At 29.2% G+C, this 13,639-nt stretch carries 17 protein-coding genes; 2 read left to right on the top strand and 15 right to left on the bottom strand.

Features of this window, described 5'->3' with window-relative positions; translation table 11 throughout:
* The first annotated feature begins 1 nt into the window (after position 1).
* Positions 2–1,051, top strand: a complete 1,050-nt coding sequence (gene arsB, locus ACLII3_RS00805) for an ACR3 family arsenite efflux transporter (protein WP_412985706.1) — start codon at positions 2–4, stop codon at positions 1,049–1,051.
* A gap of 134 nt (positions 1,052–1,185) precedes the next feature.
* Complete coding sequence (locus ACLII3_RS00800; RefSeq protein WP_412985704.1) at positions 1,186–2,028, top strand: DUF2911 domain-containing protein; 843 nt, start codon at positions 1,186–1,188, stop codon at positions 2,026–2,028.
* An 81-nt stretch (positions 2,029–2,109) separates the two neighbouring features.
* Here the strand turns inward: ACLII3_RS00800 and ACLII3_RS00795 are convergent, their stop codons facing one another.
* From ACLII3_RS00795 to ACLII3_RS00725, 15 genes are all read right to left on the bottom strand, one after another.
* A complete protein-coding gene (locus ACLII3_RS00795; protein WP_412985702.1) occupies positions 2,110–2,505 on the bottom strand; it encodes a hypothetical protein in 396 nt (131 codons plus the stop codon).
* Between the two features lie 37 nt (positions 2,506–2,542).
* Positions 2,543–2,977, bottom strand: coding sequence for a hypothetical protein (locus ACLII3_RS00790; protein WP_412985701.1), 435 nt, complete (start codon positions 2,975–2,977; stop codon positions 2,543–2,545).
* A 43-nt stretch (positions 2,978–3,020) separates the two neighbouring features.
* Positions 3,021–3,506 carry a hypothetical protein gene (locus ACLII3_RS00785; RefSeq protein WP_412985699.1) on the bottom strand — a complete coding sequence of 162 codons (486 nt, stop codon included), beginning with the start codon at positions 3,504–3,506 and terminating at the stop codon, positions 3,021–3,023.
* Positions 3,507–3,532: 26 nt separating this feature from the next.
* Positions 3,533–4,453 carry a hypothetical protein gene (locus ACLII3_RS00780; RefSeq protein WP_412985697.1) on the bottom strand — a complete coding sequence of 307 codons (921 nt, stop codon included), beginning with the start codon at positions 4,451–4,453 and terminating at the stop codon, positions 3,533–3,535.
* Between the two features lie 80 nt (positions 4,454–4,533).
* Complete coding sequence (locus ACLII3_RS00775; protein WP_412985695.1) at positions 4,534–5,112, bottom strand: GNAT family N-acetyltransferase; 579 nt, start codon at positions 5,110–5,112, stop codon at positions 4,534–4,536.
* 54 nt (positions 5,113–5,166) lie between these two features.
* Positions 5,167–5,595 carry a VOC family protein gene (locus ACLII3_RS00770; RefSeq protein WP_412985693.1) on the bottom strand — a complete coding sequence of 143 codons (429 nt, stop codon included), beginning with the start codon at positions 5,593–5,595 and terminating at the stop codon, positions 5,167–5,169.
* A gap of 4 nt (positions 5,596–5,599) precedes the next feature.
* Positions 5,600–6,493, bottom strand: coding sequence for a hypothetical protein (locus ACLII3_RS00765; RefSeq protein WP_412985691.1), 894 nt, complete (start codon positions 6,491–6,493; stop codon positions 5,600–5,602).
* Positions 6,494–6,646: 153 nt separating this feature from the next.
* Positions 6,647–7,645, bottom strand: coding sequence for a DUF6624 domain-containing protein (locus ACLII3_RS00760; protein WP_412985690.1), 999 nt, complete (start codon positions 7,643–7,645; stop codon positions 6,647–6,649).
* Positions 7,646–7,769: 124 nt separating this feature from the next.
* Positions 7,770–8,429: a hypothetical protein gene (locus tag ACLII3_RS00755; protein ID WP_412985688.1), complete on the bottom strand. Its 660-nt coding sequence runs from the start codon at positions 8,427–8,429 to the stop codon at positions 7,770–7,772.
* Positions 8,430–8,433: 4 nt separating this feature from the next.
* The gene (locus tag ACLII3_RS00750; protein WP_412985686.1) at positions 8,434–8,940 is read right to left on the bottom strand and encodes an RNA polymerase sigma factor; all 507 of its coding nucleotides are present in this window, start codon (positions 8,938–8,940) and stop codon (positions 8,434–8,436) included.
* A gap of 18 nt (positions 8,941–8,958) precedes the next feature.
* Positions 8,959–9,996 carry an alpha/beta hydrolase gene (locus ACLII3_RS00745; protein WP_412985685.1) on the bottom strand — a complete coding sequence of 346 codons (1,038 nt, stop codon included), beginning with the start codon at positions 9,994–9,996 and terminating at the stop codon, positions 8,959–8,961.
* Between the two features lie 52 nt (positions 9,997–10,048).
* A complete protein-coding gene (locus ACLII3_RS00740) occupies positions 10,049–10,513 on the bottom strand; it encodes a hypothetical protein (RefSeq protein WP_412985683.1) in 465 nt (154 codons plus the stop codon).
* 261 nt (positions 10,514–10,774) lie between these two features.
* Positions 10,775–11,119 (bottom strand): hypothetical protein, encoded by a 345-nt coding sequence (locus ACLII3_RS00735; protein ID WP_412985681.1) that lies wholly within the window; start codon positions 11,117–11,119, stop codon positions 10,775–10,777.
* Between the two features lie 147 nt (positions 11,120–11,266).
* Entirely contained in the window at positions 11,267–11,860 is a 594-nt protein-coding gene (locus tag ACLII3_RS00730; protein ID WP_412985679.1) for a hypothetical protein, read from the bottom strand.
* A 21-nt stretch (positions 11,861–11,881) separates the two neighbouring features.
* Positions 11,882–13,612, bottom strand: coding sequence for a sodium:solute symporter (locus ACLII3_RS00725; RefSeq protein WP_412985678.1), 1,731 nt, complete (start codon positions 13,610–13,612; stop codon positions 11,882–11,884).
* Between the last annotated feature and the right edge of the window lie 27 nt (positions 13,613–13,639).

Below are 13,639 nucleotides of genomic sequence, written 5' to 3'. Positions count from 1 at the left end.
TATGGTATCTAACAAAAAACTTAGTTTTCTAGATAGTTATTTAACGTTATGGATTTTTATTGCCATGGCTCTAGGTGTTGCAATTGGATATTTTTCACCTACATTTCCAGATTTTATTAATAGCTTTAATAGTGGAACTACTAATGTGCCTATTGCTATAGGGTTAATATTGATGATGTATCCTCCTTTAGCAAAAGTAAATTATGCGTTATTACCTCAGGTTTTTAGAAACACAAAAATATTATCTATTTCGCTTATCCTTAACTGGATAATAGGACCAGTATTAATGTTTGTTTTGGCAATTACATTTTTACGTGATTATCCAGAATATATGGTTGGATTGATACTAATTGGATTAGCAAGGTGTATTGCAATGGTTTTGGTATGGAATGATTTAGCAGATGGTAGTAGCGAGTATGGTGCTGGTTTGGTTGCTTTAAATAGCATTTTTCAAGTGTTTGCTTATAGTTTTTATGCGTGGTTATTTATAACTGTTTTACCTCCTTATTTTGGTTTTGAAGGTGCTATTGTTGATATATCTATTGGCACTATAGCAGAAAGTGTAGCTATTTATTTAGGAATTCCATTTGCTTTAGGTATTTTAAGTCGTTTAGTTTTAGTGAAGCTAAAAGGTGAGGAGTGGTATAATAATAAGTTTATTCCAACTATTTCACCATTAACCTTAATAGCATTATTATTTACTATTGTAATTATGTTTTCTTTAAAAGGCGAATTAATTGTAGAAATTCCTTTTGATGTACTAATAATTGCAGTACCACTTTTAGTTTATTTTGGATTAATGTTTATTATAGGTTTCTTTTTTACTAAAGCAATGGGAGCTACTTACGATAAAACAGCATCAGTTGCTTTTACTGCAGCAGGTAATAACTTTGAGTTAGCAATAGCTGTAGCAATTGCAGTTTTTGGTTTAAATTCTGGTCAAGCTTTTGCAGGTGTAATAGGACCTTTGGTTGAAGTACCAGCTTTAATACTATTGGTTAGAGTATCATTTTGGTTACGAAAAAAGTATTTTAAAGGAGTAACTAACTAGTAGAGAGGTTATCTAGGTTAAAACCTACATTAAACAAGCAAAAGCAGGCATTTTTATGTTTTTGTTAACAATAAAGCTGTAAGGATTAATTAATTTAGTTGACCTTATTAACTAACAATTTAAAACCAATCGATATGAAGAAATTAATTTTAAGTGCATTTGTAGTAGCATTAGGGTTTTCTGTAAATGCGCAAATTGAAACACCAGCTCCAAGTCCAGCGGCAAAAGTTGAGCAAAAAGTAGGTTTAACAGATGTGTCTGTTGAGTATTCAAGACCATCTATGAGAGGACGTACAATTTTTGGCGATTTAGTGCCTTATGGAAAAGTTTGGAGAACAGGTGCAAATATGAGAACTAAAGTTACGTTTAGTGACGATGTAACAATTGGTGGAACTGAGGTAAAAGCAGGTTCGTATGCAATTTTAACAATTCCACAAGCCGATAAGTGGGAAGTAGTTTTTTATACAGAATATAATGCAGGTGGAGCACCAGCTGAATTAGATGCTACAAAAGTAGCTGCTAAAGTTATGGCTGATGTAATCCCTATGCCAATGGATATTCAATCATTTACAATTTCTTTTGATGATGTAACAAGTAACAGCGCTGTTATTGGTATGTTATGGGAAAAAGCTTATGTAGGTGTTGAGTTTAAAGTACCTACTGATAAAATGGTATCTGCAAACATTGAAAGAGTAATGAATGGTCCTGGGTTTAGAGATTATTATGCTGCTGCAACTTATTACATGAGTGAAGGTAAAGATGCTGCTCAAGCAAAAGAATGGATTGATAAAGCTATGAGTATGACAGACAACCCAAGATTTTGGCAGTTAAGACAACAGTCTTTAATTTATGCAGCTGCAGGCGATAAAAAAGGAGCTATTGCTTTAGCAAAAGAATCGTTAGCAAAAGCTGAAAAAGCTGGAAATGCTGATTACGTAAAAATGAATAAAGAGTCTATTGCTGAATGGACGAAATAATAAGCATACGTTTTTTATAAAACTTAAAAATCGCCTAAATGAAAGTTTAGGCGATTTTTTTATGCTTTTAGGTTATATTTTTTAATAATATTTTTCAATTCCTAAAAGATCTATTAAACCTAGGATAGAATTATGAAAGATAACTCCAATAGTAGTGGTAAAAACTATACTGATTAGAATAATTTTGGAGATATAAGTTAGTTTTGGACTTTTACTATAAGCAATTGTAATATGAAAAATAAAAGGAATGAAAATCATGTAAATTGGTATTCTAAAAGCTGGACTTAAGGCTAGAGCTTTCCCTTCTATAATATAACTTAAACAAATCATTACAAAAAGGCTTATTGAAGTAATTAACCCAAACAGTATTTCTTTTGCTTTAATTTGTTTCTTTCTATTTAGTATAGTTAACTTTCCTAAAGAAGTTAGTCCTATAATTAAAGCTCCAAGAATTAAAGGTAGTAAGATTATACCCATATTTTTAATCTGAAAAATCTATAAATTAACTCTAATATTATTTAGTGACTTTTGTATCAACAAATTCATAGTTTTTATTAACCACATCAATAGCCATTTCTTTGGCTTTAAACCTTATTTGCTTTCTATTTAAAACCTCATAGTTATAGATGTCAGTTCCACCAGAAACATCATGGTATTCATAAAATAAACCATCTTCTATCCACCAATTTCCTTTTTCTGTTCCTTCTATAATTTCGCCATCTAATTCAGCTTTATATACAAGAATAAAAGTGCCATCTAAATTACGAGTCATCTTCCATTGAGATGACATACCTTCAATTAAGTTACCAGATTCATTGCCTTTCCAAACTCCAACTAATCTTTTATCTATTACTTTACCATTTTCGTTTTTTACGAAATGTCTTTTTGTACCACATGAAACAACTATTAAAGCGATAGCAATTAAGCTTAAAATTGATTTAGTGTTCATCAGTTACTTTTTTTAGATTGTTGGTAAAAATGGCTATGAGTTTTTAAAGGCTATTTAGTTCTGCTAATTTGTCAATTAAAAGGCTTCTATAGTTTTCCATATAATCTGGATAAACAGCATTTCTAAAACGCCAAGATTTATGAAAACCAGTATTTTCTTGATATTCTAAATAAAAACCTCCTTGTTCATCAGTGCAATTGGTACAATCTAAATATCCATTTGGCTCATCAAATATTGCATTAGGCAATTCAGTTATCAATACTTCAAAATCTTGATGACTTGCATTATTCATTAGTTGAAAATTACCATTAAAAAATGTGTTTTCAGGATAATTGTAGTCAATATCTCTGTAGACGTTTTCAGTATCTATTCTATAAATAGTAGAACAGTCGCCAGAGCAACTTGAATCGGCAAACCAACCAAAAATAAGTGTTCCATTAGTTGGTGTATTGTTGTTATCATCATCTGAACTACATCCAGATAAAATTAATAATAAAGATAAGCTTAAAATAAAATTTAGTTTTTTCATTGTTGTAGGTTTCATTTTGGAATTTATTATTTATCTAGTTCAATTGGTCTTACATTATTTAAAACGTCAGCACTTACCCAATAAATGTTTGATATACCTCCTTCTTCGTTATATCTACTGAAAAATAAATATTTACCATCAGGAGTTAGGCTAGGACATGTTTCGGTGAATTCCGAATTTACAGTATTTCCAAGGTTGATTGGTTTTGTCCATGTACCATCTTTTTTCTTAAAGCAAACATGAATGTCTCTATCTTTAGTTTTATCATTTTCTTTCCTACCATCTACTAATAAAAAATCTTGCGAAGGCGAAATAAACCCATGACCTCCATATTCAATTCCAACCTCATGTACTTCAGGGTATTTACCATTTTTATTTGGCGAATAGTACATTTTCCAATTTGAGATACTTGTATAAAACAAGTCGCCATTTTTAGCAATTGTTGAGTAGAAAATAATATCGTCATTAATTGGAGAATCAAGCTTTTTTGCTTCAGACCACGAGTTCTCTAAACGGTTTACATACCATATTTTTTCGTCAGAAAAAATGGAATCGTAAGCAGTGAAAAAAATCTTTTCACCATTTGGGTCTACAAAAGCTTCTAACTCATTAATTTTTGTATCTTTTGTAAAGTTTGCTTTTTTTGGAGTGGACCATTTGTCGTCTTTTAGCTTTGAAAAATATACAGTTTGAGGTTCTTCTTCTTTATTACCAGAAAAATATATTTCATCCATTTTTGGAGTAAACGAAACAGCATATTCATATCTTCCACTTACTGAAACAACTTCTGGAGCAAAAATTTCAGGAGTTAACCCTGGAGGTTTTTGTCCAAAATATGAGATCTCTTTTGCTTTTGAATCGCTATTTTCTGCTTGCTGTTTTTTTGTGTTACAGGCACTCAAAGAAATTGAGAATATAAGCACTATAATAAGTTGTATTCTATTCATAATTCAAACTTTTAATTTTTTGATTGATAATATATATGCATAGCTACAATTATTCATAGTATATTCTTGTTAACAAAATACTAAAAACTGTTTTTAGCTTTTTGATAATCAGATTTTATTAATGAAAACATCGTTATATCATAAAAATCATTATTCCAATACATCCAATTTTTTAAAATTCCTTCTTTTTGAAATTGTAACTTAGTGAGTAACTTTTCTGAACCAATATTATCTTGCATTACTTCAGCTTCTATTCTGTTCAGTTCTAGTTTGTCAAATCCATAATTAACGATAGCTTCTAGAGCTTCAGACATAATTCCTTTTCCCCAATAATTGTATTGTAAATCATAACCAATCCTACCTTTATGATCCTTAATTACTTTATTATAACCTAATGTTCCTATTATTTCTGTTTTGTTTTTAAAAGCAATACCCCAACGAATTCCAATATTGTCCATAAAACGTTTTCTATAAAAGTCAACTTCTCTTTGTGCTTCCGATTTGTTTTTTAGTGGAATTAGATCAAAGTATTTTGTAACTCTTTGATCGCTATATAATTCAAAAATATTTTCTAAGTGAGAATCATTGATTTCAATTAAATCAAATCTTTTAGTCTCTAATATGGGAAAGTTCTTAATGTGTATTCTATTTGCATTCATGTGTTTTAATAAGGGCTAACAGTTTAGTATATTGCTTGGTAATTAAATAAATATCTATTCAGTAATAACAAATTGCCAAGAAATGCCATATTTATCCTCACACCATCCAAATTTTTCACCAAATCCGTAATCGCCTTCTCCTTTGTAATTATCAAGCGGAACCATTACTTGACCACCATTTGAAGAAAGCTTATTAAAAAGGTTTTGTATCATATTTTCAGAATTATCGCTTATAAAAATTGATACAGCAGGCGAAAATGACCAAGCATGGTTATAATTACTTTCTGAAACCATATATTCAGTGCCATTTAAAGTAAATTCTCCATATTTAATTAGCTCTGGTGTTCCTCCTGATTCTCCTTTTAAGTATTTTTTTATGCTTTTAATTTTTGAGTTTGGAAATATGGAAGTATAAAAGTTTATGGCTTCTTCAGCCTTACCACATTGGTCACCTACAAATGTTAGAAATGTTGTTGTTTTCATACTTTTAATTGTCTTTAATAGCCATTACTTCTTCAAGTAATGGTGTTAATCCGCTAGAACCAATATTATCGTTATTCCAAAAACTCAATACGCAACTAACGTAATTATCACGTATTTTTTCTGAAACATAATAAATAGTCAAATTTTTCCCGCCAGACATGGATACCAATAGAGAAGTTACTCCTGTAAAATCATAATATACCTTTTTTGCTGTTGTTGGAACTCCTTCAAAAATGATTTCAACCTCTTCTTCCGATTCAACCTTTCCGCCATTTTTTGTTTTAGTAGCTTTTAATTGGTTTTGTATTGATAAATCTGCACTTTCTTTAGTTTTGTGTACAGACCAATTTATTTGTCCATTATAAGGACATTGAATGTTATTTATATTCATCCAATTACAATTACCACCTAATTCAATTTTTCGTCCAGCAAAATTCACTTCGTTAGTTTTTAAAGAGCTAAAACAATTTTTTGGAACTTCATTATTTAAAATTAACTCAATCATTTTTCTTTCAAATTCTGAGTTACTTTTATTGTAATAGCCAAACCAGAAAATGGAAATTCGATTGTCTTTATTTTTAACAAAGTAGTTAACACTAACTGAGGATAGATTGTTATCAAGTTGCTCTCGTTTAACTACTTTATAATTTTCAAAGTTTAATTCCTTATCAGTTTCTTTAATATCAGTTTTTTTGATTTTGTATTTTCGATAAGCCTTTTTAAGATTTTTATCATTAAAATCAGAAAAAATTGTTTGTGATGTAAAATCAATTCCATCTACATTATAAAATATAGTACCACTATTGTTAATAGCATTCAATCTGTCAAAAAGTTTCTCGTTTTGTGAAAAACCAAATTGGAAATTGAAAATGAGAAGTATTAGAAGTATTTTTTTCATAGTTGTGAGCAACGATTTTGTGTATGATTTCGTTACGTATTAATACAACTAATTTAGCAAATACTAGCTAAATAAAAAATCATTGAGAATTATTAAAAGTAGGAGAGAGCCACTAAATATTTCTATCAAATATTAGTGATAGATTGACCTAAACTAATTCGCTTTTTTATGTTTACTATTTAATTCTTTTTCTTTTGCTTCGATTGCAGGTAAGGACTTTATATATTCTTCAATATTCCACGTGATGTTCCATCTATTTAAATTTTCCTGCATAGAATTTAAACCCATTTCAGCTCTTCTTTTATCTACATTTTTAGGGTCTTCAAGCGGTAATACATAAGGAGTTTTGCGCTCTTTACTCATGGCCAATTGCGTTCCATATATTTGTCTTTTTCCTTGTCTTAAAAGCAAACGGTCGTAAAACATAGCGTATTGGCGCTTCGGCAAATTTTCTTCTTCCATGGCCTTTGTTATGATAGGCATATACTTTTCCTGAGTATTTTGGTCGGCATGTTGTATAACTAAGAATAAGGTTGAAGTACCTCTTTTTCCTATTAGCTCCTTATCTGGCCATCCATATTCTGCTATAATTTTATTTACTTTAACCAGGTTTATAGAATCCCTTTTAAGAATATCTTGCCATAGGTTATCCATTTCTTTGGATTTCCTTCCGTATTGTTCTTCAGTAGAGCGTATTTGGTTTCGTGTACTTTGATCATCAAAATAGATTTGATCTAAAACTGCTACTAGTTCCTTATCAAAAAGTGCTTCTTCCTCAGCTTTGTTTTTCAAAATTAGCTTACTTAATTTTTGCCATCTATTATCATTATGCAAATTATTTAAATCAGTATCATTAATTAAATGATTATGGTCTGTCCACTTCAATTCATTGGCAATAATAAACAAGTGCTTAAAAGCCATATCTATGTTATTAGCCAAAGCATAAATACAAGAAGCATTATATCTATCATTAAGTGATATGTCTTGTCTTATTTTAAATGCTTTTTCATAAAGTTCGGCCGATCCTTTGTAATCTTTGTCAAGACAAAGTTGCCAACCTTCTTTTATTAATTTAGAATACTCGGAAGTGTTTTGAGTATGACCTTTGATAGTTGTAAAAATGGCAATAAGAAAAACTATGATGTATTTCATGAGTTATGTGATTAAATATTTTTGATTGATTATTGTTAACGTGTTTTTGTAAGATTTAAGTAAGTAAAATTAATTAAACATATACAAAATTAACTGTTCGTTTTTTTCTTGATAAAGATGATATTTATCTTTCAAACTCCTCAATATCTTTTAAAAATTCTAAAGCTTTCATTGTTTTTGTTCCAGCAAAGAATCCTATAGTTTTTCTTATCCATTTAACATGTAGGTTTTTATAGGTTAATTTATTTAAAAACCAGACCATTGGAATAATTAGTAATGAATTAATCATTAGATATTTTAAAACAAAATCAGCATCCATATTACTATATAAATCAATGTTGAATAAATAATCGCTTCCAACAACAACATAAGACCACCAAATTGGTGTTGACAGAAACATTAATTTTAAAAAAATTAGTCCATGTGTGTTTACTAACTCTATCTTTTTTCTAATATCAACTATTGGTTTAGTAAAATCAATTTGTTGTAATAACGTAACTTGTCCAATACTACCTGCTAATGCAATTAATGTAAAAACACCAACAATAATTCCACTCAAAGCTAAATGTGTTTGACTCCAGTTTGTTGCGATGTAACTTCCCATAAACAGTGCTAATAAAGAAAAAACTACAATTTCAGCAATTCTGTATTTCAGAATGCTTTGTGTGCTCTTTTTTGATTTATCTAAATTGATGCTTTTTAAAGACGTTACATTTAAACTTAATTTTTCGTCTAGTTTTGTATTATAAGCGGCTAATATTTTTTTTAATTCATCGGCTTCCATATTGCTATATTTTTTGAAATTCTTTTTTTAATTTTAATTTTATTCTACTAATTTTTGTAGCGACATTAGTTTTAGTAATACCAAGTATTTCTGCTATTTCTTCATAACTTTTCTCTTCTAAATACAATAACATTAGTGCTCTATTTAGTTCGTTTAAATTATGAATGAATTCTTGTAATAATTTTAAGTGATAATCTAGTTCTGTTTGCTCTTCATTGGTGTCTTCTTCTATTTTAAAAATGGAGTTTTCATTATAAAAATCATTTTTAATAGACCATTTTTTTTCTTTTCTATAAAAAGAGATGGCAACGTTTAAGGCAATTCTATACATCCAAGTGGAATATTTATAATTGCTATTATAATTATCATACGAATTCCATAATTGGATAATAATTTCTTGTTCTAAATCTTTTCTGTCTTCTTTATTTTGGCAATAAGAAGTCACAATTTTATAGATGATTTTTTTATGCTCATCTATGGTTTTTATGAATTGTTCTTTTTTATTTACCATTATTTGTAAGTGATAATACTATTGTAATTTATGATTCTTTATCCAAAGTGAAATGGCTTCCATCGTTTTTTTGTTATGACGTACTCCATTATGAGATTCTCCTTCTATAATTGCTACTTTCCCTTTGCTGTTATTTGTTACCGCAGATGTAAACTTGGTTGCATCAAAAGCTTCATCTTCACTTCCAACAACAACCAATAAAGGTTTGTTTATGGCATTTAATCCTTTTTTATAATCTAAAGGTGACATACTCTCGTTTGCGCGAAAACTATATTTTGTAATTGGCATCTCACCTGGGAGGTTAAAAAACAAAACAGGAAGATTATTATATGTTGTGTCTCCAATAGCATTCAACATTTTTAAACCAATAATTCTATTTATATGTAATTTAAGAAATGTGTCTTCTTCTGATTTTTGTTCCTTTATAGTAGGAGAATTTACGCCTAAATATGGAGCAAATAAAAGATAACCATCAATTTGAGGTGTGTTTTCTTTCATAGCATATCGCAAAATTATTCCGCCTCCCATGGAATGTCCTGCAAGAATTATTTTTTGATTAGGTTTTTCTTTTTTGATTGTGGAAATAACATCTTCTAAATCATCTGCATATTGATTGATATACTCTACATCACCAGGTTTCCCATCAGATTGTCCGTGACCTCTAAAATCTAAAGCTATAACTTCACTATTTGTTGTTTCTTTTAATAATCCTGCTGTTTTGTTCATTAAGTATGAGTTAGAAAGAATACCGTGAAGTAAAATAGTAGTTACTTTGCTTTCGTTTTCATAGACATAAGAGAATAACTTCTTTCCGTCTCTCATATCAAATTTCTTAGGAGTATTTTTATAAGTCTGTTCAAATCCTAAATCAGCAATTTCCTTTGGTGTCATTGACTTAGGAACTATATCTGGACTAAATGTTGGATTTGGTAAGTTGATAAGGTTTATAATTTCATTTTTAGTCTTATCGAATTGCGTTTCTTCATTTTGTGCAATAACAGAATTACTTGATAAAAATAGTGCTACTATAATAATCTTAAAAAATAGTGTTTTCATTATTTTGATTGTTTAATATATTATTCGCAGACTTTTTAAAAAATCACACTTTTTATAAAAAATTATAAATAATAGCATTGATAATGGTACCTAAAATTAAACTAGAAATACCTTCTTTGAATGATAAACGCTTTTGGTTAATACTATCTGAATAAGCAATCCATAATGAAAGTAGTGCAATAGAAAAAAATATTGCGATTATATATATAGGGAAATTAATAGAAATTAAACCAAACCAACTAAATACAACTTCCTCTAGTACTGTAAATCCAAATAAAGCTAAAACGGGATTGGACTTTGTTGGTTTTATAATTAATAATATACCTCCATGCAAAAGAATAAGGCAATGAATTAATGGTAGTATTTGATTAAAATAGGATAAGCTAAAATAGCTCTTAAAAGAATAATCAAAATATTCTTTTAAATTAAAATTTAAATCTGATTGTATTAGGAAAATAGTGCTAAATAGAATTGCTATAACTGAAAATACAATTCCAATAATTTTTCTAGTAGCCATATTATAATAAGTTAGTTTACTTATTATTCGCTAGGGTTTTAAAAAAATCACACTTTTAAGAATATTTTTTATTTAGTTGTTGTCACAAAGCAAATAAGGTTTTTGAGAGAAATGTGAGAATGAAAGAAACGGTAAAGTGTATGATTTGGCTACATAGAAATCGGCACGATTTTGGAGTAGGAGCCAAGTTAGTGTAAAAGTGAGGAATTTCGGTAGAAAATTCCGAAGCAATGGATTATAGCTGTTGTTAGCTACTGTTATCTATTTGCAATTCAAATTGAATTTTTTAACTTCAATTAGAATAACACCATTTTTAGCCTCATTACCATAGATGTAAACTGCGCCTTTATCTTCCTTTTTAAAGAATGCATAAATTGAATCAATATCTGATTTATAAAGTTCCAAGTCGCATTCTTTTAACTTATCGTAAGGTATCATTTCTCCATTTAATACAAGTAAAGGTTTCCTAGTGATTAGACCTTCTTTTTTTCGTTGTTTGATGAATTCTATTAAATACTTTCTATCCTTATTATCATTGCTCAATTCATATAAATTTCGACAGCTTGAAGCAAATAATACTAATATGATTGGAAATATCTTTTTCATTTAATTGATAATTGATCTTTTATTATTGTAGCTAACGATCTCGTATAACCGTCTTTTACGGGAAATTTATCGAATTATTTCGAGATTAACATTAGTTTTAGCAATTTCGAGTGGATTTGGACGTAGTCGAATCTGCCGCAATTGCAGTTATATATTGTTGTATACAGTTTTACTTAAATTAGTTATTTGGCTTTCTGTTAAAATTTCATTCTCAAATTTACTAAATATGAAATAAGGTTTAGAATAAGGTTTAGTATGCAATTCATTATATACAACATAGCCAATCATCCAATCTTTATTTGCGTAAACATGAGGTTCATAAATTTTGAATTTAAAAATTAGAACAGTTTTTCCGCTTTTTGTTTCAATATTCTTTATGTATTCAATTTTATCAGGAATAGCATCAAAATCATCATTAAAATTCAACCAATTTACTAAATGACTTTCTGAAGCTTTTTCAAGTGTAAATAATTCTTTTGGAAATAAACTTGTAAGATTAAATTTATTGAGAACATCATATGTTAAAATTCTTTTTTCATTATCATAAGCAAACTTTTTAACTTTCTCTGTTTTTGGGATTTGCCCTTTTTTTAGTTTTTTGTATAAATATCTTACGTGGTCAAATTTCAAATCGTCTCCAGCTAAATTTGAAACTCGAATTCGATTAAAAATAATTCTTAAAATCAGTGTTTTTACAGACACAATGAGAATAATTCCAATTATTAATTGGACTATTTCCATATTGCTGTTAAATTCAAACATTTATTCCTGAGTTTTATTAATTGTATCTGATTTCAACATTGACTGAATTAAAATTGCTATAGCTATTACGATAGCACAACCAACAAAATTTAACCATAAGTATGGAAGGTTGATGTAGTTGTATTCATTTAGTAAATACAATGCTATAACAATTAACTGAGTTATGATAGCTCCTATAAACACAGCATTACCTTTTACAAACTTAAAGAAGAATGCTAATAAGAAAATACCAAGTACATTACCATAAAATATAGAACCAATAATATTAACTAGTTGTATTAAATTATCAGCTAAATGGGCAACACAAGCAATTAATATGGCTAGGACTCCCCAAGCAAGTGTAAAAAACTTACTAGCCTTTACCATATGTAAGTCGTCTACTTCTTTACCAACATTACGCTTATACAAATCCATAGTTGTAGTAGAGCCTAAAGCATTAAGTTCGCTTGCAGTTGACGACATGGCTGCGCTTAAAATAACTGCTAGTAATAAACCTATTAACCCTTTAGGAAGGTTGTTTAGTATAAAGTGAATAAAGACATAATCTTTATCGTTAGTTTCAATTTTTGTATTCGTTTCTTCTGCTACTTTTTTAATGATTTGTTTAGCTTCTTCACGTATGTCTTGATCTGCTTCATTTGCTAGAGCTATATAATCAGTATACTTAGCATCATTAGTCTCGATGTACTTATTGATAATAGTTTCTTTATCATTAAATATTTTTTCCTGTTCGGCTTTTAAGGTTTCATATTTTGAGGCATAAGCCGAATTAGAAACAGCTTCTTCGGCCTTTGGGTTAAAATTAATTGGTGAACTATTAAATTGATAAAACACAAATACCATAACACCAACCAACAGAATAAAGAATTGCATTGGTACTTTAAGTAAACCATTAAAAATTAAGCCCATGCGCATTTCTTTAATAGATTTACCAGATAGATAGCGTTGTACTTGACTTTGGTCTGTACCAAAGTAGGAGAGTGCTAAAAATGTACCTCCAATAAGTCCACTCCAAACAGTATAACGGTTTTCTAAACTAAAAGAAAAGTCTAAAACTTCCATTTTTCCGCTAGCTCCAGCTATGTCTAATGCTTTGCTAAATGTAATACCATCTGGCAAGTAGCTAATTATTAAAAAGAAAGCTATAAACATACCTGTAAAGATGACAGCCATTTGGTGTTTTTGAGTAACACTAACAGCTTTTGTACCACCAGAAACGGTGTATATTATCACTAAAATACCAATAATGATATTTAGGAGTGTTAAATTCCATCCTAAAACTGCAGATAGTATAATTGCTGGTGCAAAAATAGTAATTCCTGCGGCTAAACCTCTTTGTACTAAAAATAGAATTGCAGTAAGAGTTCTGGTTTTTAAATCGAATCTGTTTTCTAAAAACTCGTAAGCTGTATATACTTTTAATCTATGGTAAAGCGGAATAAATACCATACAAATAACCACCATAGCTATTGGTACTCCAAAATAAAACTGCACAAAGCCCATACCATCATGAAACGCTTGCCCTGGAGTTGATAAAAAAGTAATTGCACTGGCTTGAGTTGCCATTACAGATAAACCAATGGTCCACCATTTAGAGTCGTTTCCACCTTTTAAATAGTCTTGAACATTTTTGTTTTTACGAGTTTTCCAAGCACCATAAAGTACAATGGTAAGTAAGGTTACAGAAAGTACAGTCCAGTCTAACCAAGCTAATTTATTTAGAGCATCCATACTAAGCAAAAGATGAGGTTATAAAAT

Source organism: Pontimicrobium sp. IMCC45349 (assembly GCF_047219225.1).
Classification (GTDB): domain Bacteria; phylum Bacteroidota; class Bacteroidia; order Flavobacteriales; family Flavobacteriaceae; genus IMCC45349.
Note: the sequence above shows the minus strand (reverse complement) of the source record. Positions and strands in the feature narration are given on the sequence as shown.

Bases quoted from the DNA above. Each gene is read 5' to 3' on its own strand.
- ACLII3_RS00775 (WP_412985695.1), bottom strand. From the start codon at position 5,112: ATGAATGCAAATAGAATACACATTAAGAACTTTCCCATATTAGAGACT.
- ACLII3_RS00785 (WP_412985699.1), bottom strand. From the start codon at position 3,506: ATGAAAAAACTAAATTTTATTTTAAGCTTATCTTTATTATTAATTTTA.
- ACLII3_RS00790 (WP_412985701.1), bottom strand. From the start codon at position 2,977: ATGAACACTAAATCAATTTTAAGCTTAATTGCTATCGCTTTAATAGTT.
- ACLII3_RS00725 (WP_412985678.1), bottom strand. From the start codon at position 13,612: ATGGATGCTCTAAATAAATTAGCTTGGTTAGACTGGACTGTACTTTCT.
- ACLII3_RS00800 (WP_412985704.1), top strand. From the start codon at position 1,186: ATGAAGAAATTAATTTTAAGTGCATTTGTAGTAGCATTAGGGTTTTCT.
- ACLII3_RS00730 (WP_412985679.1), bottom strand. From the start codon at position 11,860: ATGGAAATAGTCCAATTAATAATTGGAATTATTCTCATTGTGTCTGTA.
- ACLII3_RS00795 (WP_412985702.1), bottom strand. From the start codon at position 2,505: ATGGGTATAATCTTACTACCTTTAATTCTTGGAGCTTTAATTATAGGA.
- ACLII3_RS00755 (WP_412985688.1), bottom strand. From the start codon at position 8,429: ATGGAAGCCGATGAATTAAAAAAAATATTAGCCGCTTATAATACAAAA.
- ACLII3_RS00770 (WP_412985693.1), bottom strand. From the start codon at position 5,595: ATGAAAACAACAACATTTCTAACATTTGTAGGTGACCAATGTGGTAAG.
- ACLII3_RS00760 (WP_412985690.1), bottom strand. From the start codon at position 7,645: ATGAAATACATCATAGTTTTTCTTATTGCCATTTTTACAACTATCAAA.
- ACLII3_RS00745 (WP_412985685.1), bottom strand. From the start codon at position 9,996: ATGAAAACACTATTTTTTAAGATTATTATAGTAGCACTATTTTTATCA.
- arsB (WP_412985706.1), top strand. From the start codon at position 2: ATGGTATCTAACAAAAAACTTAGTTTTCTAGATAGTTATTTAACGTTA.
- ACLII3_RS00765 (WP_412985691.1), bottom strand. From the start codon at position 6,493: ATGAAAAAAATACTTCTAATACTTCTCATTTTCAATTTCCAATTTGGT.
- ACLII3_RS00740 (WP_412985683.1), bottom strand. From the start codon at position 10,513: ATGGCTACTAGAAAAATTATTGGAATTGTATTTTCAGTTATAGCAATT.
- ACLII3_RS00750 (WP_412985686.1), bottom strand. From the start codon at position 8,940: ATGGTAAATAAAAAAGAACAATTCATAAAAACCATAGATGAGCATAAA.
- ACLII3_RS00735 (WP_412985681.1), bottom strand. From the start codon at position 11,119: ATGAAAAAGATATTTCCAATCATATTAGTATTATTTGCTTCAAGCTGT.
- ACLII3_RS00780 (WP_412985697.1), bottom strand. From the start codon at position 4,453: ATGAATAGAATACAACTTATTATAGTGCTTATATTCTCAATTTCTTTG.